The organism is Sphingobacterium chungjuense (assembly GCF_011316935.1).
In the GTDB taxonomy this organism is placed as follows: domain Bacteria; phylum Bacteroidota; class Bacteroidia; order Sphingobacteriales; family Sphingobacteriaceae; genus Sphingobacterium; species Sphingobacterium chungjuense.
Map to the genome: position 1 here is coordinate 660,615 of NZ_WLYS01000001.1, position 22,198 is coordinate 682,812.

The following is a 22,198-nucleotide window of genomic DNA, read 5'->3' on the forward strand; positions in this document are numbered from 1 at the left end:
ACAAAATTTGCGATGTATTCTCTCAAAGTATTTTGACAGCAACGTCCTAGATCAGATTCTGTATCTTTGTACCAAGATTTGGGATAGCAACCCAACAACCGTATTTATGGAAAAAGAAATTGAATTAGCCGTAAGCCCCGACCTGATCCTCGATGAAGCCGCGATCCTACGGATGGGCGCGAAGAAATTAGGCGTGGCAGCCAGTAGAATTGGCGGGATCCATATCCGCAAACGATCTATTGATGGCCGAAGCCGACAAGTGGTGTACCGACTTCGGGTAATTTTTTATATGGATGAATCCCCTACGCCATTCACCTACACGTCCAATCTCAAGCAAGTAAAAGATGCTAAACCTGTCATCATTATTGGCGCGGGACCGGCAGGATTATTTGCAGCTTATCGCTGCTTAGAACGTGGCTTGAAACCCATTGTGCTCGAGCGCGGTAAAGCGGTGCAGGATCGCCGTCGCGATCTGGCTCGCATCAATCGGGAAGGCGTGGTCAATCCAGAATCCAATTATTGTTTTGGCGAAGGCGGCGCTGGCACGTATTCCGACGGTAAATTATACACGCGTTCTGATAAGCGCGGTGACGTGCAAAAAGTCTTATCCATCTTTGTGGAACATGGCGCAGATGAGGATATTCTGGTCAACGCGCGGCCACATATCGGCACGAATAAATTACCGCATATCATTCAACTGATGCGTGAGCGCATTGTGGAGCAAGGTGGCGAAGTACATTTTGATGCGAAAGTGATCGACATATTAACATCATCTGGCCAAGCCACGGGCGTAAAGCTCGCTGATGGCTCAACGGTCAACGCCAATAACATCATTGTTGCTACTGGACATTCAGCTCGCGATATCTTTTATTTATTTCGCGACAAAGGTTGGTTGTTAGAAGCTAAGCCTTTTGCATTGGGCGTGCGTATCGAACATCCACAATACATTGTAGACAGCGCTCAATATCACTGCGTCGAAAGACACGAAAACTTACCTCCAGCTTATTATAGCTTGGTGGAGCAGGTAGATGGTCGTGGTGTATTTTCTTTCTGTATGTGTCCTGGCGGAATCATTGCTCCTTGCGCCACGGATCAGGAAGAGATCGTGGTGAATGGTTGGTCGCCATCCAAACGCAATAATCCACATGCCAATTCGGGCACGGTCACACAGATCAATTTGGAAGATATTCCGGCAGCAATCAACAATCCATTCGCGCTGCTCGAATTTCAGCAAGCGGTAGAACAAAAAGCTTTTCAAGCGGGCGGTGGCGCATTAGTTGCGCCCGCACAGCGCATGGTCGATTTTGTGGAAGGTCGACTTTCTAATGACCTACCGATTCACTCCTATAAACCAGGCACCAAATCGGTGGAATTGAAAGAAGTTCTCCCAGATTTTGTACATAAAGCGCTTCAAGGTGCATTGCCACGCTTTGGCAAAAAGATGAAAGGCTATTATACAAATGAAGCGATATTAGTCGGTGTAGAATCGCGCACTTCTTCACCGCTACGCATTCCGAGAGATAAAGACAGCTTACAACATCCGCAAGTAGCTGGTTTATACCCTTGTGCTGAAGGCGCCGGCTACGCAGGCGGTATCGTTTCGGCAGCCATCGACGGGATGAATTGTATCGATGCGATCAATTAATGCACTTTTTTTCACAAAAGTGTTGACATATACCGGTGGATATATTACCTTTGTTCCACCAATGCGAAAGTAGCTCAGTTGGTAGAGCACGACCTTGCCAAGGTCGGGGTCGCGAGTTCGAATCTCGTCTTTCGCTCCAGCAAAAAAGTCCATCAGCAATGATGGACTTTTTTTGTTTATGACAGCTCCGACGCGCACTGAAAGCTTTAGTTGGGTAACTTGCCGCATCTCGTCTATTGCATAAAATAAAAAGAAGCCTTCCATATTTGGAAGGCTTCTTCATTTATAGTAACCAAACGCAGATCTTACTTCACAAACTGTTTATGTTTTCGTTTGCTGATTTTATCGGCGTTGACTGGTTGAGGCACTTTTACATAATAGCCTGTACCGTCATATTCACGCTTGCGCGGATGCGTCATACACACTGGAGAGCAACAGCCTTCTAATTGTTCGCCGCAGGCGTCACATTGCGTAAAATGCTCATTGCAATCCGGGTTGGCGCAATTGATCATCTTGGAAGTGGTTGTTCCGCAATTGCGACAGGTAGACACGACCGATGGATTCACCGAGTTGACATCTACCGTCACCCGATTATCAAACACATAACATTGTCCGTCGAAATCCTTTCCACCGGCTTCTTTGCCATATTTGATGATCCCGCCATGCAGTTGGTACACATCTTCAAAACCTTCTTTAAGTAATAACGCCGAAGCTTTTTCACATTTGATCCCGCCGGTGCAATAGGTCAAAATCTTTTTGCCTTTATATTGCTGCAGTTCTTTGATTTTCTCTGGAAACTCACGAAAGTTTTCCATATCTAATGTAACTGCATTTTTGAAGCGACCGACCGAATGCTCGTAGTTAGAGCGCACATCCAGCACCACCACATCGTCCTGATCTTTCATCTGCATGAAATCTTGCGGCTCCAGATGCACACCTGTTTGGCGATTCGGATCGATATCTTTAGGATTTCTCAACCCCGAGTGCACAATCTCGGGCTTATAACGGCAATGCATTTTGATGAAAGATAACTCCTCCACTTCATCAATCTTAAACTCCGTTTTAGCAAAGCGTGCATCGGCATGTACCGCTTCCATATACGCTTTACACGATTCTGGCGAACCCGAAACCGTACCATTCAGACCTTCGTCGGCCACAATAATGCGACCAACTAAATCCAATGATTTACAAAAATTTAAATGATCTACAGCAAACTGTGCTGCATCTTCGATAGGGCTGTAACAGTAGTACAGCAAAGTATTGTATTTTCCCATGAGCATTGATACCGCTTCAAACGGCGTTTAATGAATTGCGGCACAAAGATACAAATATTCTATTCTACCTCTTGTTCCAGTTGGAGTAATTCTTCGTAATTCTTATTCAATCGCTTCAAGAGTAATCCGTAAACGATTCGGTAGTAGAAACGCACCACACGAATAAACAGATAGGAAATAATTGCCATCAGTATTGCAAACAACACGATATAAACTATCAAAGTTCCTATACTTTTGTTGGAATCGGCCGCCACTTTTTCGTACAGCGTAAAACCACCTGCTGTTAAAAATCCGAAGTAAAAATAATAGATATTAAATTTGATATAACGTTCTACGTGAGCGCGCGTATCGATGATCGAGGTCAGTAAAGATTTGGTATCTTTCGTATTGCGAATCGTACGAAAACTCGCGAAAAACTGATAGATAAAATAAATAATAACGACGTAAAAAACGACCTCTAGCGTCGTAACAAAAATCTCTTCAAAAGTAGACCGATACTCGACCGAAGGCAAGAAAAATGAAATGGCCCAGCCTAGAAAAAACTCTAGAATACTAATCACAAAAATCCATTTCACCACCGAAGAAGAGCTTCTGTGCGCCATAGCCCGAATTTCCTTTGCCTTTATCTGCGGAAAACGTTGCTCTTTCTGCCAATGATTTTTTAAGAAATCTAATTCATCCATTATAATGCCCCTCTTTGGCTGAGTATGACTTTCAATTTTGTTTTAATACGGTTCATCCGTACGCGTGCATTTACTTCACTTACCCCTAGTGTCTCGGCGATCTCTGCATAATCTTTATCCTCCAGATACATAAACACCAAGGCCTTCTCGATATCATTCAATTCCTGCACCGCAGCATAGAGATAGCTCAACTTATCTTCCTCTTCCGAACTGTATTCTTCGTACTGTATATTATGTACGGCATAATCCCAGGTTACGGTTTCCACACGCCGCTTTTTTACGCGATAAAGCGATATTGCGGTATTCAATGATACGCGATAAGCCCAAGTGGTAAACTTCGATTGACCTTTGAATGTGGGATACGCTTTCCACAACTGAATCACCATTTCCTGAAACAAATCCTTGTGCGCATCACGATCTGCCGCATACAGCTTACAGATCTTATGGAGGATATTTTGGTTTTCCTCCAAGAGAAGCACAAATTGTTGTTCAAGCTCTGGGTTCATTTTCTAGGTATTTGACGACAATACTACTGCTTTGTTACGGTTTGTCCTTACTTTTTTTCTAAATTCGTGCAATGGCGAAAACTAAATCTGCTTATTTCTGTCAAAGTTGTGGCTACGAATCTCCCAAATGGCTAGGGCAATGTCCATCCTGTAAGCAATGGAATACCTTTGTAGAAGAAGTGGTAGATAAAGGTTCGTCGCGCGTGCCCGAATGGCGCAGCTCCACCGCTGCTGGCACTCCGAAACGCACGAACAAAGCGGCTGTGATTCATGAAATCGTGTACAGTGAAGAGAAACGCATCCTAACGCCAGATCATGAATTTAATCGCGTGCTGGGTGGCGGAATTGTTCCGGGTTCGCTCGTATTAATTGGTGGCGAGCCGGGCATTGGCAAATCGACGCTCATGCTTCAATTGGCTTTATCCATACCGCAGGTAAAAACCCTGTACATTTCTGGTGAAGAGAGCGAACAGCAGATTAAAATGCGTGCCGAACGCCTGAACCAAAGCAGTAAGGCGAATTGTTTTATCCTGACGGAAACTTCCACCCAAAACATCTTTAAGCAGATCGAATCGGTACAACCCGATGTCATCGTGATTGATTCGATACAGACTTTGCACTCTTCGCAGATCGAGTCGGCTCCTGGCTCGGTATCTCAAGTAAAAGAATGTACCGCTGAACTTTTGCGCTTTGCGAAGGAAAGTGACACGCCCGTACTTATCGTAGGGCATATCACTAAAGATGGCGCTATTGCTGGGCCAAAAGTATTGGAGCATATGGTCGATACGGTGTTGCAGTTCGAGGGCGACCGACATCACGTATATCGTATCTTGCGCGCGGTGAAAAACCGATTTGGTTCATCTTCCGAATTGGGGATTTATGAGATGCAGGGCAATGGTTTACGCGAAGTATCCAATCCTTCCGAGATCATGCTTTCGCAACGCGAAGAATCGATGAGCGGCGTGGCTATCGCTTCTATGCTGGAAGGCATTCGTCCGCTCATGATCGAGGTACAAGCCTTGGTAAGTCCTTCGGCTTACGGCACCCCACAGCGTAGTTCCACCGGTTTCGACACCAAGCGACTGCACATGCTGTTGGCCGTGCTAGAAAAGCGATTTGGCTTTCGATTGGGTACGCAAGATGTGTTTCTAAACATTACTGGTGGCTTGCGCGTCGAAGATCCGGCGATTGATTTAGCCGTTATTGCCGCTTTGATCTCTTCTCAACAAGATATCCCACTTCCGGGGACTTCCGCATTCGCGGGCGAAGTCGGTTTATCAGGCGAGATTCGCGCGGTGAACCGCGTCGAACAACGCATAGCGGAAGCAGAGAAATTAGGTTTTGACGGTATTTTTATCTCCAAATATAATCTCAAAGGAATCGATCCGAAAAAATACAACATTGCCATTCGGCCTGTGGCCAATCTGGAAGATGTCTTCCGTTCCTTATTTGGGTAAACCGCGCCGAATTCTTCGGTTGCTTTTCTGGAATATACTCACTATCTTAGGTTTAGTATAATCCTAAACACCCTATAAAAGACTTTTTTATTATGACAACATCTCCCGGCTTCATCTGGAAAGCCTGCATTGCGCCTATCGCGCTAGCCATTACCCTAAGCTCTTGTAATCAAAATGCGAATACCGCTAAAGAGACAACCGCAGACAGCATTAATGTCGGTGTTTCTGCTGCTGATTTTGCTGGAGTCGTCGGCCAAGATTCTGTAAAACTATACACGATTAGCAACGGTACAATTACCGCAGCGATTACCAATTATGGCGCGCGCGTGGTGAGCCTGCTTGTACCAGATAACCAAGGTAATCCAGTCGATGTCGTATTGGGCTACAAAGATTTAGAAAACTATCAGAAAAAAGGTGAAGGCTTCTATGGCGCTATCGTCGGTCGCTTTGGAAATCGTATTGCTAAAGGACAATTTAAGCTGGGTGACAAACCTTATCAATTGGAGTTGAATGATGGCGTGAATACCTTACACGGCGGTGAAACAGGTTATTACACGAAAGTGTGGACGGTGAGTAAAGTAACCGACAACAGCGTAGAATTGCACTTGTTATCACCAGATGGCGATGCCGGATATCCGGGCGCTTTGGATATTTATGTCACGTATAGCATTACATCAGATAATGGATTGGACATCGCGTACCGCGCAACGACAGACAAAAAGACCATCGTCAATTTAACCAACCATGCTTACTTCAACCTGAGTGGTGAAGGAGCGGAAACCATCACCGATCACGAACTGATGGTAAAAGCGGATAAATATACGCCAGTAGACAAGACTTTGATTCCTACCGGAGAATTGGCTTCTGTAGAAAATACCCCATTTGATTTCCGTACGGCCAAAGCGATTGGCAAAGACATTGATGCGGACGATGAACAACTTAAAATTGGTGGCGGTTATGACCACAATTTTGTGTTAAACAAGAAAGATGGTTTGCAGCATATTGCCACAGTAAGCAGCCCGAAAACAGGCATCCAGATGGAAATCCTGACGGAAGAACCAGGCTTGCAGTTTTACAGCGGTAATTTCATGAAAGACATTAAAAATGCTAAAGGTGATAAAACCTACGGCTTGCGTTCGGCATTTTGTTTAGAAACACAACATTTCCCAGACGCACCCAATCAAGCAAATTTTCCGTCTACCGTATTATCACCAGGGGAGACATACAAGACACAAAGCACCTACCGCTTCACGACGGTAAAGTAATATCATACACGTAAAAACGGTCTCCTTCTTTATCAGAAGGAGACCGTTTTGTTTCTAGCTAAATGAGATTAGAACAGCCTTAGGGCTGTGGGATAAAATGTAAGAATGAACTAAACTTATCCTTATACGTTTCTTGATCCAATTTGTAATAGAAGGCTCCTTTGCGGGAGCCTTCTTTATCTTTGTCGGCTTGCTTCACCAGCAAGCCTGTAGAACGCAGTTTGCGCATGAAATTGCGCTTATCCAGCTCCACATTATACACCTGTTCGTACAGTACCATGATCTGCGGAATGGTAAACTTTTCGGGCAAGAGCTCGAACAAGACCGGATGTAAGGCCGCTTTGTAGCGCAAGTGTACTTTTGCGGCAGCGACCATCTCATCGTGATCGAAGATCAACGCCGGCACATCCTTCAACGGAATCCACTCTGCACGGTATGCATCACTCAGCTGCGTTTCGTACTCTTTGATATTAATCAATGCGGAGTACGCCACACTGATGGTGCGCTCCACCGGATCACGGTTTGGCCTGCCAAATACCGAAAGCTGCTCCATGTACACATCTTTCAATCCGGTCAATTTGTACAGCACGCGTGATGCCGCATCGTTCGGATCTTCCCCTTCTTCTACGAAACCACCCATCAAGCTCCAATTGCCGATCTGTGGCTCTAATGCGCGCTGCACCACTAGCAGTTTCAACTCCGCGCCATCGAAACCGAAGATAATACAATCGACGGCAATAAGAACGCGGTGTTGTGCTGAGTATTGAGCCATGCTATCTGATTATCTCGGAGAAATAGTTGGTAGTGAAAAAAATCACTACCAGAATTTAACATACAATGCTCCTACCACTAATAGCGTAAACACAATTAGTATCAAGGTAGAAGGATCTACTTTAAACATTTTTCTATCGATCTCAAATGCTTTAGGATTGACCTTCGGACCTGCTAAACTTAAGATCACCATGAGTAATACCGCAAAGACAAACGCCCAACCCATACAAATCAAGAACGGAATCTCATATTTGCCATTGGCATTCTGGAATGCTGTGTACAACCATGTTTCTGGTCCAAATACGGCTGGCGCAAATTCATTGAAGAATACCGAAAGTAAGAAACCAGATAACAGACCCGCAATCGCTGCTGTACCGGTAGTACGTTTCCAAAACATACCCAATAAGAACATAGCCAATACGCCCGGACTAACATAACCGGTATATTTTTGAATGAAGGTAAATCCACCCGCTCCGCCAATACCCAATACGTCATCCCAAGTCAGTAACAGGGCTAATAACATTGACACGACAATGGCAACCTTTCCTACCCAAACCATTTTGGTTTCAGAAGCGTCTTTGTCTAGGTATTTTTTATAAATATCTAGGGTAAAAATCGTCGCAATACTATTTGCTTTCCCTGCTAATGATGCTACAATCGCAGCCGTCAATGCCGCTAAGGAAAGCCCTTTCATACCATCTGGCAAGAAACTTAGAATCGCAGAGTATGCATTATCGGCGTGAAATTCACCTCCTGGTGCCATCTCTTGTTGTAACGCACCATTTTTGTATAGCACATAAGCAGCGATACCCGGCAACATTACGACAATCGGCATTAATAATTTTAAGAAACCGGCAAATAAAATACCTGTTCTAGCTGTTTTTAAATCTGCTCCTAGCGCACGCTGTGTGATGTATTGGTTACAACCCCAATAATTCAAATTCACAATCCATTGACCTGCGAAATACATCGCAATACCCGGTAACATCAAGTATTTGTTGATTTCCTCTTGCGATGCATCAGGCCCTGGTTTCTCGGCAATCATCTGGAAATGCGTCGGAGAATCTTTCATCATCGCCTTAAAACCAGCAATGATATCGGATCCTAAACCAAAATGCTCACTGACCAAAGTAAGCGCTACATAAGTCGTCGCCAATCCACCAATAATCAATACCAATACTTGAATCACATCGGTGAATCCAATGACCTTCATACCGCCCAGCGTGATGATAATGGCAAACACACAAAGGATCGTCATGATGACTTCAAAATTCTCGCCACCAGCGAAGTTATTGATCGCCATGGATCCTAAAAATAAGATCGAAGTAAGGTTAACTAGAATATAGAGAAATAACCAAAAGATCGCCATGATTAGCGCCGTCGTCTCATTGTATCGAATCTTGAGAAACTGCGGCATGGTAAATATGCCATTCTTGTGGTACATTGGTATAAACCACACGGCCACAATAATCAAGGCAATAGCAGCAAACCATTCGTATGCAGCCACGGCCATACCCACCGTAAATCCATTTCCGCTCATACCAATAAATTGCTCCGCAGAAATATTGGATGCAATGAGTGAAGCACCAATGGCCCACCAGGTAAGAGAACCTTCTGCTAAGAAGAAATCTTTGGTTGCAGAATCACTCTTGGTTTTACGACGGTAAATCCAGTAACCGTACCCCGCTACGATCACGAAATATATCAGGAATATAACGTAATCAATTGTTGAAAATCTAGTCATTTGTTTGAATAAAATTGGTTAGAAAAAGAGCGCAAAATCGCGCTTCCTCTTATTGCACTATAGTTTTTTAACGATTAAGTTTATAAAAAATGCTACGCTGACGCAGCACGGTATTACACAGGTATTCAGATTTAATGTTCCAAATATTACAAAAAAAAATGTCAAAATGACATTTATGTTTAAAAACTTTTTGGGGAAGGGATAAAGTGGTGCATAACGCGCGTGAAACTAGCGTTTGACTAAGGGCTGTAACAAGTACTCCAGACCATTGAGTTTGATCTCGTACAAGGTAGCGAGTTGGACCCCAAGCTTTCCAGGAGGAAAACCTTTATTATGAAACCAATTGAGATACGACTCAGGAAGATATCGTAGGTACGTATCTTTGTATTTCCCAAAAGGCATCTTGGCATTGGCTACTTCGACCAACAGTTGCGGATTGAGCAGATTATTCTCTAGATTTTCCATGTTGCAATCGATAAAATACTAATCTAATCCCAATGATCAGATGATTGAAGATATTGGCGAGCGTTCCGTAATGTTTTTTGAAGATTTCGTAGCGCTCTTTTAAGCTTTGCTGATGTCGCTTCTGCGACATGCCCCCTACTAGGTATTTTGCCACCACAGCATGCACATTTTGAGTAGTTTTAGCTTTTTTCGCGGCGCGAATCACCCAATCGATATCCGCACTTAATTGATAGTTGGTATCATAAGGCGAAGCAATACTTCTACGCACATATATCGCCTGATGGCAAATACTCATCCCGTAGCGGAAAGATCTCCAGTCGAACTGTTCCGGTGCTTTATGCCGACGATCGCCAATAATGTGACGATCTTCATCCACCAATTTGGTTTCGCCATAAATGATATCGGCATCATTGCCACGCTCTACCACGGTGCACAAGGTATCCGCATCGCACAGCGTATCGCCAGAATTGAGAAACAACACATAATCGCCTGTGGCACGAGCCAATCCTTTATTCATGGCATCATAAATGCCTTTATCTTTCTCCGACACCAAAATATCAATATGCTGCGCATATTGATGAATCACGTCTAATGTACCATCCGAAGATGCGCCATCAATCACAATGTATTCGACCTGCGAATAACTTTGCTCCGCCACAGATGCTAACGTATACGCGATATCCCGCACATTATTATACACAATCGTGATAATAGAAATGGTAGGATGTGAATGAGATTGATCAGACATGGTTGTGGTCAATAGCTAATAAATAGACGTTTAGCGCAGTTTATTGATCGCAAAGCGGTATGCCCGTTGAAACAAATTCCCTTTTCGATGTTTAAAGAAATGGCGCAGTGCGGCATATCCAGCCGGATTCTCTGTCAGATCCCTTGGAAACCGCGTTATCGGCGTGGATCGTATGGAGGTTTCAAACATGGTGTTGATTCCCGAATGCACACCGGAGCCATCGTGACCAATGTTTTCAATGAGCGATTGGCTAGGTTCGATCGCCAAACCACCTTTCAAGAAAACGCTGGCATACCAACGCACTGCCCATGAATCGACTTCTGCTTTTTGCTGCTGCAATATGGTTCGCCAGAAATTCATGGTGTGATCAAAGGTAAAAGCCGCGATTTTGGCTTCATCAAATTGTGCGATGATCTGATCAATATTCGGTTCGAAATGTTGCCAAGCGCGCGACCATGTCGCCCAAGCTTGGCTGGCCACATATCGCGTTACGAATGCTTCATCCAACCCAGATCGATCCAGCTCGTACATAAAGCCGCCAATGTGCATGATCTTTTCTTCCTTTTCATAGCGGGTCAAGGCTTCATTGAAGTATTGTAGCGTATGCGGCGCAAATAGCACATCATCTTCCAATACGATCGCGCGGCCATGTTCTTTCATCACCTGCCCTACGCCATCCATCACGTTATTAGCTAATCCCCAATTGCGATCGCGCTCGATGATATGCACCGCTTTGAAAGCCCATGCTTTTTTGAGTACATCCCTTACTTGCTGCACGCTTTGCGTAGGGCCATCATGCTTTGCGCCATCTGCAAATACATATAAGATGCTGTCCGCAGCACCGACATTTTTCTGCAATGCTTCCAATGCGCGTCGCGTATGTTCGGGTCGGTTGTAGGCAAAAAGAATAATGGGACTTAGCTGCTCCATGGATGTGTTAAATGAATAGACGAAACTCGCCAAAAAAGTCTGCATATGCAAATGCGCGGCAGGTAGCGGATCGCATAATATTTAGTTGTTTCTTTTCCTTGTCTGGATAACGGCCGCTGTTTTGGCAAAAACCTGAAAAGCAACAGAAAGATACGAAGCGAAGCCATGGTGAGGTGTCGTGGCAGGCCGCTGAAAAGCCTTTTTGATCGGCGCTAGCACACCGTAGCCAAACGCCTTCGGAAAGGAATGATTCACATTAGCATATTCCGTCAGGAAATAGATGAATTCTCTTTTAAAAAATTGTGCGCTGGAAATGGCCTTTCGAGTTTGCCGATCATGATAGGCAATGGCTTTGGTGTTGACCATAATTTTCAAGCCATGGTGCTGTATGCGGTTGGCATAATCGCTGTCTTCGCCATAATGATAGAAGATCGGTGAAAATTGTCCCACTTCTTTGAGAACGGAAACGGGAATCAGCCAGAATGCGGCATTCACAAATGGTACAGCAAAATGATCAAGATGCGCTTGCTCTTGATTCACATATCCAGCAAAACCTTCATCCAACTGCAAACCCGTGCCATCGTAATGCATCGGCGATATAATTCCTACGTTGGAACCATAATCTTCTTGCATCAAGTGCTGCAAACATACTGGATGCACCCAAGCATCTTGATTGACTAAGAAAACGGCATCATACTCATTCGCGATCGCGTAATCAAAACCGATATTATTGGCACGGCCAAAGCCGAGATTCGTACCGCTTTCATGCAAGATTACTTGCGGATAATTTTCGTTAATTTGGGCTACCGTATGGTCGCTCGAAGCATTATCGACTACAAAAATATCGGCGGGATAAGTCGATTGTAGCAAGCTATCTAAGCATTTGGTGAGCCAAGGCTCAAAATTGTATGAAACGATAATGCTGAGTACCTTCTTCATAGCTTGTTGCGAAAGAAATTTTGAATTTCTTGAAATGTATCTCTGGAAAATAGATAACAAATCCCCAAATAAACTGCTCCCATGGATAATACGGATACCGCTAATCTCCATGCCGCGTGTGGCAAAATGTCTATCCAAAAATAGGTTGCGAGAAATCCAACCATGGCGCTAAGCGCGTAAGCATATACATCGCGCCACATAAAGCGATAACTGTATTGCAGGCTTTTCCGCGTGATGAAAAACCAGGTGTTCAACCAAAGCAGATTCATCGTTGCATAACCCAGCACGATATACAGGACGCCCAAGTGTTTGAGCGCAAAGAATAAGCCGACCTGTAAGATGCCAAATACGATCATATTCCACATGTAGGTAGTAGATCGGCCTTTGCTCAGGGTATAGTTTGAAAATGCATTGCTTACCACGGCGAATGCGCCTCCAAATGCCAAAACGCGCAGGTAATCGGCACTTTCTAGCCATTTGGCACCGCCAGCAAGCAAAAGAAAGTCTGGCGCGATGAGCGCTAAACCAAACATTAGTGGAAAAGTAATGAAAGAGATAAAGGAAAGCAGCTTGCGGAAGACACGAATTTTGCGCTCTTCTTCGCTGTGCGATACCTCCGTCATCAGCGGCTGGATAATGGTATTGGAAATGCTCAAAATCAGATTTTGACCCATGAGATTCCACTTATTGCCCGAGGTATATTGTCCGACTTGCGCTACGGGCACATATTTACCCAGAATGGCGGTCAGGAAATTGTTATTGACGTGAAAGAATACATTGGTAATGATCAGCTTGCTACTGTAGGACAACAAAGGCTTGACCGGACGAAGATTGATGGGCCAAGAAGGACGAAAATGAGAATAATACCAGAATAGCGATGCGGAGATCACGCAGTAAGTCAGGTTTTGTATGACCAAAGACCAGTATTTGAGCCCTTGTAGCGCTGCAATCACCCCGATGACATTACTGATCAAAACTGCGAAAAGCAGCGCAGTAGAACGCTCTTTCACCATTAAGTTACGCGTAAGGTAGGCGCTATGGGCGACGCCAAAGCTGCTGATGAAGAAGTTCAAAAATGAAATTTTAGCCAATGGCTCTAATTGGGACAGCTCATAGAAATCGGCTAAAAAAGGGCTCACGGAATACAAAACCATATAGATTCCGGCACCTAAAAGCACGCAAAACCAGAATACGGCATTATAATCTGCCTTTGTGACGTCTTTCTTAATGCTAATCGCACTCACAAAGCCGGATTCTGTCAACGCGGATGCAATAGCGGAGAATATCGTGAGGATACCGACCAGACCATAATCTTTAGGATCTAGCACGCGCAACAGCACGAGGCCGAAGACCAAGCCAATTACTTGTTGCACACCGTTGGATAGGCCGCCCCACCAAAATCCTTTGGCGGCTTTCTTTTTTAAACTTTCTGCTGGCGTGGGGTTTACTGGATCCATTGCTTTCGTTCGCTACTGATCGTCTTTGGGCTTAGTGGGCTTCGTTACGCCAGCTTTGAAGCGCGGCTTGAAGCCAGCGGGTTTACTAACCGGCGCAGCCGAATCTTCTGTTGTCGGTTTTTCTTCCGGAGCAGGAGTTGGTTCTTCCTTATTTTCTATCGAAGTGGTTTCTTCTGGCTTTGCTTGCTCTGCAGAAACTGTTTTAGTAGCACCGGCCTTGAAGCGCGGCTTGAAGCCTGCTGGCTTAGTAACCGGCGCAGCCGATTCTTCTGTTGCCGGTTTTTCTTCCGGAGCAGTAGCTGCTTCTGCTTTATTTTCAGCCGAAATGGTTTCTTCTGGCTTTGCTTGCTCTGCAGAAACTGTTTTAGTAGCACCGGCCTTGAAGCGTGGCTTGAAGCCTGCTGGCTTAGTAACCGGCGCAGCCGATTCTTCTGTTGCCGGTTTTTCTTCCGGAGCAGGAGTTGGTTCTTCCTTATTTTCTACCGAAGTGGTTTCTTCTGGCTTTGCTTGCTCGGTAGAAACTGTTTTAGTAGCACCGGCTTTGAAGCGTGGCTTGAAGCCTGCTGGCTTAGTAACCGGCGCAGCCGATTCTTCTGTTACCGGTTTTTCTTCCGTAGCAGGAGTAGCTGGTTCTGCTTTATTTTCAGCCGAAACGGCCCCTTCCGGCTTTGCTTGTTCCGTAGAAGATGCTTTTGCAGCGCCGGCCTTGAAGCGTGGTTTAAATCCTGCCGGTTTTACAGAAGTCGTTGCTGGCTCAGCAGGCACGACATCCGAAACAGGTTCCAAAGGTGCGTCTGAAATCGCTAATGGTTTTTCTGGAACAGGTGCCGGTTCGCCTGCGGCGAGCAAGTACGTTTTCCGGAGCTTATTGAACCAAAACTTTTTACTGTGATCAAAGCTCTTCTCTCCCATTGCCACGTAATGCCTCGAAAATTCCGCATACAATGCTGGCTCACCCGAATGCAAAGCAGTCAGGTCAATCTTTTTCTTATGGAAGAACTCTTCAAAACTGAGCATGATCAAAAGTAAAAAAAAATCCCTGCGAAAGTGGTTTCGCAGGGATTTTTATGCATATCAATATTGCTTAGTCCATATTGTGGTACACCGCCTGCACATCGTCGTCTTCCTCGATTTTATCGATCAACTTCAATACATCTGCCGCTTGCTCTTCGGTTAATGAAGAATGAGATAGCGAGATACGCTCCAACTTAGCCGAAGAAACTTCGATGCCTTTCTCTTCTAGCAACTTTTGCATGTTACCAAAATCTTCAAACGAAGTTTGCACGACGACTACGTCATTGCCTTCTTCATCGGCCTCCACATATAATTCGTCCAAACCGCCGTCGATCAACTCCAATTCCAATTCTTCAACATCCAGATCCTCAGGTGCAGGGAAACGAAATATCGATTTGCGTTGAAAAATGAAATCCAACGAACCCGTTTTACCCAATGATCCGCCCGCTTTTGTGAAATAGCTTCTGACATTGGCTACAGTACGATTGGTATTATCCGTTGCCGTTTCGATGAGCACAGGCACACCGTGTGGGCCGTATCCTTCGTACACGTATTCCTCATAGCCTTTCGCGTCTTTCTCTGAAGCACGTTTTATAGCAGCTTCCACACGATCTTTTGGCATGTTAACCGCCTTCGCATTTTGCATGGCAGTGCGCAAGCGTGAATTACTGTCTGCGTTCGGGCCACCTTCTTTTACGGCCATGGCAATCTCTTTGCCTAGTCGCGTAAACTGGACGGCCATCTTCGCCCAACGCTTAAATTTTCTCTCTTTCCTAAATTCAAAGGCTCTACCCATTGTTATATCGTTGATTTTAGATTTTCAATCATATCCTTCGTCATCGTTTCCAGATCAAAGGAAGGTTTCCAGCCCCAGTCTTTTCGCGCATAATCATCGTTAATGCGCTTTGGCCAAGAGTCTGCAATCGCTTGTCTCGGATCATTTTCCGTGTAGGATATCTCAAAACTAGGAAGAATTTTTTGGATTTCTTCCGAGATATCTTTTGGTGTGAAACTCATTCCTGCTAGGTTGTAACTCGAGCGAATGCTTAGCTTTTCTGCCGGCGCATCCATCAATTCCAGTGTTCCACGCACCGCATCTTGCATATACAGCATGGGCAATTCCGTTTGTTCGGAAAGGAAACTAGTGTATGCGCCATTTCGCAAAGCTTCGAAATAGATATGCACGGCATAATCCGTTGTACCACCTCCGGGTTCTGTTTTCCAAGAAATAACCCCTGGATAACGAATGCTGCGTACATCCAAGTTATATTTTTTATGGTAATACTCACACAATCTTTCTCCGGCTAATTTGCTAATACCATAAATACTGTTGGGATCCATCACGCAATATTGTGGCGTATCCACCTTCGGTGAATGTGGGCCAAATACGGCAATAGAACTTGGCCAAAACACCTTTTTTATGTCTAATTCAACAGCTAGATCTAAGACATTCAATAAGCCGTTCATATTTAAATCCCAAGCCTTTTGAGGATATTGCTCGCCTGTAGCAGAGAGCATGGCAGCCAATAAATATACTTGCGTGGGTTGGTATTGCTCAAAAAGATGTCTCACTCTCTCTTTATCCAATACGTTCACCAATTCGAAGATTTCTTGCTCAGCGCGTTCTCGCGGCTCGCGGATATCCGACGTAATGACATTGTCTGCACCAAATTTCAGACGTAGTGCGGCAGCCAGTTCTGATCCAATTTGTCCGTTTGCGCCCAGTATTAATATGCGTTCTCCCATGTTTAGATTTATTCACTTCCGTTTTCGCTCCAAAAAAGCTGATTTAATGCCAGTCTGAGCTCCAAAACGGTTAATTCAGGTGCAAATATACTGTTTTTTGATCCCTACTTTAAAACGGGGAATGGCTGTTTTTCAGGCGTAGCCTAATTTCTCAATAAAAAGGATTCTTTGAAGGTTTGGCGCTGGCCATTATCTTGATACGTTTCCATCCACATCAAGTATACACCAGAAGGCGATTGCTCTCCATTTTCCTTTTTGCCGTCCCAAGTAAATCTGCCTGTATAGCCCACTCCTTGATTGCGAATAAGGCGATTTAGACTCCTCCCTTTATCATCATAGATCGTGAGATTCACCATGGTATTCTCCTGGACAAACTCATAATGAATAGATAGCCATCGATCATCGCCTGTACTATTTGGATACATCGTTCGCGCCGCTAGGAATACGTTATTTTTGGTAATCGTGCCCGCACGAAAGCGTGAATTCTCATAGCCGGGCGTCGCGCCTTCACTGTAGGTGGATGCCGAAATGAAATTTCCGCCAACATTCGTGGCAACATCTGGTGAAATGCGTTCTAACGAAACCCCACGCGCATTGCGGATAAAGGGTTGATGCATGGCGGCAGTGTAGCGCAAACTATCCATTAACACTGTTGGGGCGAAAAGTGTTACGATTCCTTGCAGGTTAGCATAAGCCGGAAGGCTGGGAAGCACAATAACATTACGCAATATGGCACTGGGATAATCTTGCTGCAACAGATTCGGATTCGTGGTGATCACACGGTAGGTATTGGGTGGGAAAAGTAATTGGCGATTGGAAATTAAACGGTTTCCTAGAAACCAATTTTGGAGGTTGACGATCTTGCTTGATCGATTGTAAATCTCGACAAAGGTGGGACTGCCCGTATTGGGATTGAATAGCACTTCGTTGATGACTACATCATTATACACTAAGTTCGTTTCGGAAAACACCGTTTGCGATAAGTTCAGATTCCTTCCGCAATATTGTCCCGCAATCATCACCTCGTAAGGAACACCTTCGGGAAGCTGCTGCCCGAAGGAAATATGTATGGTATCTCTCGAAGTCCGCCAACTCGAGATTGGTGGTAATCCGATCGGCATTTGCACTTGCTGAATGATTAAACTATTTCCAATGTCCATACTAAGCACAAAGCTCAACTCCTGATTTTGCACAATAGTTTGCCGAATTTGCACATCTGGGATTGCATCTGCACGATATACACTGTTTTGCGCGCCAAGCGTGGCTCCTTCTCTGGCTTCAGATTCTTGCCACGCTTGCGCAGGATTACAACCAAACTCCGGATTTATGCGTTCCAAGCTCCACCCGCCTTGTCTTTTTGCCGTGCTGGCATACCAATTGGCAGCATAAGACACCTGATCTACTGTTCCCAGTTCCTGATGATTCAGTGTGATGGTAGCACCAGCATTACTCATCGTTGGCCAACCTTCAATGCCGCAGACATTCCCATAACGAAGAAATGCTTGTTCATTCTGCGAAGCAGTAACGATGACATATTGTTTGGCTGGCAAATACATATCTGGAAATTGGAAATTCCGATTGTTGTACGAGATCGTATAGTTTTGCAATAAGACCGCGACATCCGATGGATTGTATAACTCGAGCCATTCACGCGCAGGCAAGTTGTCTCCACGCGGATTCATCATGATTTCATTGATAACAGGATGTGGCGATACAAAACGCACCTGATCTTCCAAAAAATCTGCACAGCTGCTCCCGAATAAAAGCAGGATGAACGAACAGTGAACAAACGTTTTTAACGTCATTTTTGAAGATCATTAAAATCTACTTTCGAACTAGATTTTAGATTAAGAATCCAAATAATTTAGTATGTTTGGGGTTGATTACGTGTTAAATATACTTAATCTGGTTTATTTTTTTAAAGTTAAATGATAATTTATTTATGAAAGTTGCAGTAGTTGGCGCAACAGGTCTTGTTGGGTCAGAAATGTTGACAGTATTGGCGGAAAGAAACTTCCCAGTAACAGAATTAATTCCAGTAGCTTCAGAAAGAAGCAAGGGTAAAGAGATCGAGTTCAAGGGTAAGAAGTATAAGGTGGTAACTGCTCAAGATGCTATTGCACTCAAACCAGATGTAGCACTTTTCTCTGCCGGAGGAAGTACTTCTACCGAATTCGCACCTTTATTTGCGGAAGCAGGCATCACCGTGATCGATAATTCATCTGCTTGGCGCATGGATCCTTCCAAAAAACTAATCGTGCCAGAGGTAAATGGCGACGTATTAACGGCGGAAGACAAAATCATTGCAAACCCGAATTGTTCAACTATTCAGATGGTCGTGGTGATGAAACCATTACACGAGAAATATAAAATTAAACGCGTCGTAGTTTCTACTTATCAGTCGGTAACTGGTACGGGAGTAGCCGCTGTAAAGCAATTAAATGATGAGCGTGCGGGCATTGACGGTGAAAAAGCGTATCCACACCAGATTGATCTTAATGTGATTCCTCAGATTGATGTTTTCCAAGATAATGGTTACACCAAGGAAGAGATGAAGATGATCAAGGAAACGAACAAGATCATGCGTGATGATTCTATCCGCGTAACCGCAACGACGGTCCGTATTCCTGTAATTGGAGGTCACTCGGAGTCTGTTAATATCGAATTCGAGAATGATTTTGATCTTCAGGAAGTTCGCGACCTATTGGCAGCTCAAGAAGGTATCATCGTTGTGGATAATCCATCAAAATTGGAATACCCAATGCCAAAGGATGCACATGGTAAAGATGAGGTTTTCGTGGGCCGTATTCGCAGAGACGAATCTCAGGACAAAACGCTTAACCTTTGGGTAGTAGCAGATAACTTACGTAAAGGTGCTGCAACCAATGCGGTGCAAGTAGCAGAGCTATTACATAAAAAACAATTGATCGGTTAATCCGATCAATTGACTTCTTCCCTTAAAGAAGGATAAACATAAAAGAGCCGGATGATTGCTATAATCATCCGGCTCTTTTTATTGTAAAGGATACTCACTATAGCGTATCCTTTTTAATCTTACTTATCTTACAGGTGTAAATACCAGTGTTTCGCTGTAGAACTGCTCGCGACCTGTACCAGCAGAACCCGTTGTGATGTAGCCGTTATTGCCAATCGCGAAGCCCACTGCTTTTTCGCGCGCGCCACTACCTTGTACTGCTTGGTGCTCATTTGACCAGATATCACTTCCTGGATCGTATTTCCATACGTTAGCTACCAAACCTGCTGGTCCTCTACCACTCACGACATAACCTTGACCACCGATGACAAATGCCGACGTGTTTTGACGTCTTACATCATACGTCTGACTCGCATCATTACGATTCAAGTCATTCAATTTAGTCCAAGTTGTTCCGTCGAAAGAGAAGAAATCTTCTGGTAATTGATTGTTGAAACGACCACCACCAACATATGCTCTATTGCCAATTACGAATGCAAAAGCGCCAGAACGAGTCCAACCGAATTGAGTTGGTACTAAAGTCCATGTATCGTTCGCTGGGTTGTAGCGATAAATGTCGCTAAATGTTCTGCCGGCTGGAGTCTCTCCCAAACCAACATATCCATTACCACCAAGTGAGAATGCAACAGCACCAAAACGAGCTTCTCCTGGAAAATCAGCGATCTGAGTCCACGTGTTTGCAGCTGCATCAAAACGGTAAAAATCTTTCAATGCATTGGTACCGTCAAAACCTGTACCTACGAAGCCTGCTTCACCAATGGAAAAACCTACTGCACGGTGACGTGCTGGACCTGAGAAATCTGCTTTAGGTTCCCACTGCGATCCATTAAAAGCCCATGCATCTTGTAAAATAGCGCGTGTAGCGTTGTATCCGCCAACAAGGAATGCCTGATTATTAATCACAAAAGATGCCGCACCTTCTCTAGGATCTCCAGGTGCAACTGTTGATCTGGTCCATTCTGTCGGCCCAGTGTCTCCTGTAGTCGTCTCATCGTCATCACTCGAACAGGATTGGAAAGATGTAGTCGCAATCGCACCAACTAAAAGTAATGCTAGCCAGTTTTTCTTCTTCATATGACTAATTAAATTTTGTGTATAAGATGTTTAATTTGATTTTAGGTTTGTTATCTTCTGTAGCGATCAGCAACGAATTGGCTGTGCCGACTAAAGAAGCTGGTGGTAAAGATAGCACTAATCCACTAGGCGCATTACTCTCGCTATTGATCGTACGAACATACTCAATTAAATTGAATCGGTATGTCGCATTTTGTCCCGTGTTATTAGCGGGTATATATTGCCCACGTTGAATATCAGTTGTGAATGGTGCACGAATAAAATTCAAAGCGACTCCACTACTATTCGCCAAATACAGCGATGGCGCATCCTGTCCTGTCGGTAAAGGATACATAAAACTTTCGTTCGATTCGACTTCCACTTCCAGTTCCAACTTATTCACCGCTATCCCTGGAGTTTGTAAGAAATTGCGAAGCGCCGGAAAATCTATCCGCACTGCCGCACCTGTTCCTGCTTGCACTACTCCTACGCCATTGGTTTGTGTACCAGGTAATGGATTTAGCGGAGTCAATGATTGAAAAGGCGTACCCGATCTATCTGCCGAATACTTATTATATTTTAAATTATAGTTGCGAATGACCAAATCCTTCTGCGCAGCTTCACGCAATCCGCCAGCGCCGATATAAGAGTAATGAATCTCTGCCTGAATAGTATCATTATAAGCAATCACACTGGTATTCTCTTCATCCGGAATCACGGCGAAGCCATTCATGTATTCTGTAAAATTGGCTGCCGAGATGACGCGTGCATCATCCGCTTGCATTTTATCAAACAAATCTTGCCCGAAAGCATTATCCAAACGAATGGATAGGCTTTGTCTTCTACCAGGAGCTGGCAAATAGCTCAATTCTCCTAACGGAGTTTGATCCACTTGGAAAGATTGATTACCAAAAATGGCTGGATTTTGCACATAAAAAGGTATCTCAACGTTATTTATTCCCCCGGCCTGCAATGTTGTTGTTTCCAGACGTTGTGTGATACGGTGTACGCGAATAGTATGTGATTGAGTGGTGTCTCCTTGTACATGCAATTGATTATGTCTGCGAAGTACTAGTCTTACAGAATCAAAACGCGCGTCTTCTGGAATGTCTGTATAGGTGTAATTCTCTGGTTCTACCTGAAAATACGGCGCAACAGTAACACTACCAACACCATCACGAACATATCGGCCTAATAGAATAGCTCCTGCTCCCGAAGTAGGGATATGTTGTAGTGTTAGATTTGTAATCTGCACAGATAAAGAATCCACCGAAGCTAAGTTCAATGCATCAACGTTATCGTTGTTCAATGCGATAGCCATATCTTTCTCACAACTCGACAATAAGACACTCGCGCCGACAAAAACGAACCCGAAGGCAATAAATATGAAATGTTTTAGCATAAAAACCAATGAATTGCAAATGTAACCGAACGTTACTGTTAATCAGTGTTATATTTTGTTAAAAATCAACAATTACCTATGCGGTGCAAAGCTACTAAATTAAA

General features: G+C 44.3%; 20 protein-coding genes and 1 tRNA gene. 5 read left to right on the top strand and 16 right to left on the bottom strand.

The features are described from left to right. Nucleotides 1–106: 106 nt before the first annotated feature. Together GKO22_RS03025 and GKO22_RS03030 are read left to right on the top strand one after the other, a co-directional pair. Nucleotides 107–1,645 carry an NAD(P)/FAD-dependent oxidoreductase gene (locus tag GKO22_RS03025; RefSeq protein WP_166332610.1) on the top strand — a complete coding sequence of 513 codons (1,539 nt, stop codon included), beginning with the start codon at nucleotides 107–109 and terminating at the stop codon, nucleotides 1,643–1,645. Between the two features lie 63 nt (nucleotides 1,646–1,708). Next, nucleotides 1,709–1,784, top strand: a tRNA-Gly gene (locus GKO22_RS03030). Between the two features lie 166 nt (nucleotides 1,785–1,950). Here GKO22_RS03030 and trhO read toward each other — a convergent pair. The 3 genes from trhO to GKO22_RS03045 are packed head-to-tail and all read right to left on the bottom strand — an operon-like array spanning nucleotide 1,951 to nucleotide 4,108. Beyond that, entirely contained in the window at nucleotides 1,951–2,919 is a 969-nt protein-coding gene (gene trhO, locus GKO22_RS03035; protein WP_166332611.1) for an oxygen-dependent tRNA uridine(34) hydroxylase TrhO, read from the bottom strand. Between the two features lie 59 nt (nucleotides 2,920–2,978). After that, nucleotides 2,979–3,602: a hypothetical protein gene (locus GKO22_RS03040; protein WP_166332612.1), complete on the bottom strand. Its 624-nt coding sequence runs from the start codon at nucleotides 3,600–3,602 to the stop codon at nucleotides 2,979–2,981. Beyond that, complete coding sequence (locus GKO22_RS03045) at nucleotides 3,602–4,108, bottom strand: RNA polymerase sigma factor (protein WP_116775243.1); 507 nt, start codon at nucleotides 4,106–4,108, stop codon at nucleotides 3,602–3,604. The genes GKO22_RS03040 and GKO22_RS03045 overlap by 1 nt, the downstream gene beginning before the upstream one ends. Nucleotides 4,109–4,179: 71 nt before the next feature. On the opposite strand from GKO22_RS03045, the gene radA reads away from it, so the two are divergent. Continuing rightward, complete coding sequence (gene radA / locus GKO22_RS03050) at nucleotides 4,180–5,565, top strand: DNA repair protein RadA (RefSeq protein WP_166332613.1); 1,386 nt, start codon at nucleotides 4,180–4,182, stop codon at nucleotides 5,563–5,565. Between the two features lie 92 nt (nucleotides 5,566–5,657). Next, a complete protein-coding gene (locus GKO22_RS03055; protein WP_166332614.1) occupies nucleotides 5,658–6,830 on the top strand; it encodes an aldose epimerase family protein in 1,173 nt (390 codons plus the stop codon). A 79-nt stretch (nucleotides 6,831–6,909) separates the two neighbouring features. Here the strand turns inward: GKO22_RS03055 and GKO22_RS03060 are convergent, their stop codons facing one another. The 11 genes from GKO22_RS03060 to GKO22_RS03110 form a co-directional block, all read right to left on the bottom strand. Then, nucleotides 6,910–7,602, bottom strand: coding sequence for an NUDIX hydrolase (locus GKO22_RS03060; protein ID WP_166332615.1), 693 nt, complete (start codon nucleotides 7,600–7,602; stop codon nucleotides 6,910–6,912). A gap of 45 nt (nucleotides 7,603–7,647) precedes the next feature. Continuing rightward, entirely contained in the window at nucleotides 7,648–9,345 is a 1,698-nt protein-coding gene (locus GKO22_RS03065) for a sodium:solute symporter family transporter (protein ID WP_116775247.1), read from the bottom strand. Between the two features lie 228 nt (nucleotides 9,346–9,573). Then, nucleotides 9,574–9,810: a DUF3820 family protein gene (locus GKO22_RS03070; protein WP_206367784.1), complete on the bottom strand. Its 237-nt coding sequence runs from the start codon at nucleotides 9,808–9,810 to the stop codon at nucleotides 9,574–9,576. Beyond that, nucleotides 9,791–10,558: a glycosyltransferase family 2 protein gene (locus GKO22_RS03075; protein ID WP_166332616.1), complete on the bottom strand. Its 768-nt coding sequence runs from the start codon at nucleotides 10,556–10,558 to the stop codon at nucleotides 9,791–9,793. Before GKO22_RS03075 ends, GKO22_RS03070 begins: the two co-directional genes overlap by 20 nt. Before the next feature lie 30 nt (nucleotides 10,559–10,588). Next, nucleotides 10,589–11,488, bottom strand: a complete 900-nt coding sequence (locus GKO22_RS03080) for a glycosyltransferase (RefSeq protein ID WP_166332617.1) — start codon at nucleotides 11,486–11,488, stop codon at nucleotides 10,589–10,591. 81 nt (nucleotides 11,489–11,569) lie between these two features. Continuing rightward, nucleotides 11,570–12,427: a glycosyltransferase family 2 protein gene (locus GKO22_RS03085; protein WP_166332618.1), complete on the bottom strand. Its 858-nt coding sequence runs from the start codon at nucleotides 12,425–12,427 to the stop codon at nucleotides 11,570–11,572. Further along, nucleotides 12,424–13,884: a lipopolysaccharide biosynthesis protein gene (locus tag GKO22_RS03090; protein ID WP_166332619.1), complete on the bottom strand. Its 1,461-nt coding sequence runs from the start codon at nucleotides 13,882–13,884 to the stop codon at nucleotides 12,424–12,426. Before GKO22_RS03090 ends, GKO22_RS03085 begins: the two co-directional genes overlap by 4 nt. Nucleotides 13,885–13,896: 12 nt before the next feature. Further along, nucleotides 13,897–14,901, bottom strand: coding sequence for a hypothetical protein (locus GKO22_RS03095; RefSeq protein WP_166332620.1), 1,005 nt, complete (start codon nucleotides 14,899–14,901; stop codon nucleotides 13,897–13,899). 67 nt (nucleotides 14,902–14,968) lie between these two features. Beyond that, nucleotides 14,969–15,694 carry a YebC/PmpR family DNA-binding transcriptional regulator gene (locus tag GKO22_RS03100; protein ID WP_166332621.1) on the bottom strand — a complete coding sequence of 242 codons (726 nt, stop codon included), beginning with the start codon at nucleotides 15,692–15,694 and terminating at the stop codon, nucleotides 14,969–14,971. A gap of 2 nt (nucleotides 15,695–15,696) precedes the next feature. After that, nucleotides 15,697–16,644 carry an NAD-dependent epimerase/dehydratase family protein gene (locus GKO22_RS03105; protein WP_166332622.1) on the bottom strand — a complete coding sequence of 316 codons (948 nt, stop codon included), beginning with the start codon at nucleotides 16,642–16,644 and terminating at the stop codon, nucleotides 15,697–15,699. Nucleotides 16,645–16,787: 143 nt separating this feature from the next. After that, nucleotides 16,788–18,449, bottom strand: a complete 1,662-nt coding sequence (locus GKO22_RS03110; RefSeq protein ID WP_166332623.1) for a lamin tail domain-containing protein — start codon at nucleotides 18,447–18,449, stop codon at nucleotides 16,788–16,790. A gap of 137 nt (nucleotides 18,450–18,586) precedes the next feature. Between GKO22_RS03110 and GKO22_RS03115 the strand changes: the two genes are divergently transcribed. Then, nucleotides 18,587–19,579: an aspartate-semialdehyde dehydrogenase gene (locus GKO22_RS03115; RefSeq protein ID WP_166332624.1), complete on the top strand. Its 993-nt coding sequence runs from the start codon at nucleotides 18,587–18,589 to the stop codon at nucleotides 19,577–19,579. A gap of 123 nt (nucleotides 19,580–19,702) precedes the next feature. Here GKO22_RS03115 and GKO22_RS03120 read toward each other — a convergent pair whose 3' ends face one another. Together GKO22_RS03120 and GKO22_RS03125 are read right to left on the bottom strand one after the other, a co-directional pair. Further along, nucleotides 19,703–20,713 (bottom strand): Kelch repeat-containing protein, encoded by a 1,011-nt coding sequence (locus GKO22_RS03120; RefSeq protein ID WP_166332625.1) that lies wholly within the window; start codon nucleotides 20,711–20,713, stop codon nucleotides 19,703–19,705. Nucleotides 20,714–20,717: 4 nt separating this feature from the next. Then, the gene (locus GKO22_RS03125; RefSeq protein WP_166332626.1) at nucleotides 20,718–22,094 is read right to left on the bottom strand and encodes a DUF4270 family protein; all 1,377 of its coding nucleotides are present in this window, start codon (nucleotides 22,092–22,094) and stop codon (nucleotides 20,718–20,720) included. Between the last annotated feature and the right edge of the window lie 104 nt (nucleotides 22,095–22,198).

Coding starts and splice junctions, on each gene's coding strand:
- GKO22_RS03100 (WP_166332621.1), bottom strand. CDS start 15,694: ATGGGTAGAGCCTTTGAATTTAGGAAAGAGAGAAAATTTAAGCGTTGG.
- GKO22_RS03060 (WP_166332615.1), bottom strand. CDS start 7,602: ATGGCTCAATACTCAGCACAACACCGCGTTCTTATTGCCGTCGATTGT.
- GKO22_RS03070 (WP_206367784.1), bottom strand. CDS start 9,810: ATGGAAAATCTAGAGAATAATCTGCTCAATCCGCAACTGTTGGTCGAA.
- GKO22_RS03075 (WP_166332616.1), bottom strand. CDS start 10,558: ATGTCTGATCAATCTCATTCACATCCTACCATTTCTATTATCACGATT.
- GKO22_RS03120 (WP_166332625.1), bottom strand. CDS start 20,713: ATGAAGAAGAAAAACTGGCTAGCATTACTTTTAGTTGGTGCGATTGCG.
- GKO22_RS03025 (WP_166332610.1), top strand. CDS start 107: ATGGAAAAAGAAATTGAATTAGCCGTAAGCCCCGACCTGATCCTCGAT.
- radA (WP_166332613.1), top strand. CDS start 4,180: ATGGCGAAAACTAAATCTGCTTATTTCTGTCAAAGTTGTGGCTACGAA.
- GKO22_RS03065 (WP_116775247.1), bottom strand. CDS start 9,345: ATGACTAGATTTTCAACAATTGATTACGTTATATTCCTGATATATTTC.
- GKO22_RS03080 (WP_166332617.1), bottom strand. CDS start 11,488: ATGGAGCAGCTAAGTCCCATTATTCTTTTTGCCTACAACCGACCCGAA.
- GKO22_RS03095 (WP_166332620.1), bottom strand. CDS start 14,901: ATGCTCAGTTTTGAAGAGTTCTTCCATAAGAAAAAGATTGACCTGACT.
- trhO (WP_166332611.1), bottom strand. CDS start 2,919: ATGGGAAAATACAATACTTTGCTGTACTACTGTTACAGCCCTATCGAA.
- GKO22_RS03110 (WP_166332623.1), bottom strand. CDS start 18,449: ATGACGTTAAAAACGTTTGTTCACTGTTCGTTCATCCTGCTTTTATTC.
- GKO22_RS03055 (WP_166332614.1), top strand. CDS start 5,658: ATGACAACATCTCCCGGCTTCATCTGGAAAGCCTGCATTGCGCCTATC.
- GKO22_RS03040 (WP_166332612.1), bottom strand. CDS start 3,602: ATGGATGAATTAGATTTCTTAAAAAATCATTGGCAGAAAGAGCAACGT.
- GKO22_RS03045 (WP_116775243.1), bottom strand. CDS start 4,108: ATGAACCCAGAGCTTGAACAACAATTTGTGCTTCTCTTGGAGGAAAAC.
- GKO22_RS03090 (WP_166332619.1), bottom strand. CDS start 13,884: ATGGATCCAGTAAACCCCACGCCAGCAGAAAGTTTAAAAAAGAAAGCC.
- GKO22_RS03105 (WP_166332622.1), bottom strand. CDS start 16,644: ATGGGAGAACGCATATTAATACTGGGCGCAAACGGACAAATTGGATCA.
- GKO22_RS03125 (WP_166332626.1), bottom strand. CDS start 22,094: ATGCTAAAACATTTCATATTTATTGCCTTCGGGTTCGTTTTTGTCGGC.
- GKO22_RS03115 (WP_166332624.1), top strand. CDS start 18,587: ATGAAAGTTGCAGTAGTTGGCGCAACAGGTCTTGTTGGGTCAGAAATG.
- GKO22_RS03085 (WP_166332618.1), bottom strand. CDS start 12,427: ATGAAGAAGGTACTCAGCATTATCGTTTCATACAATTTTGAGCCTTGG.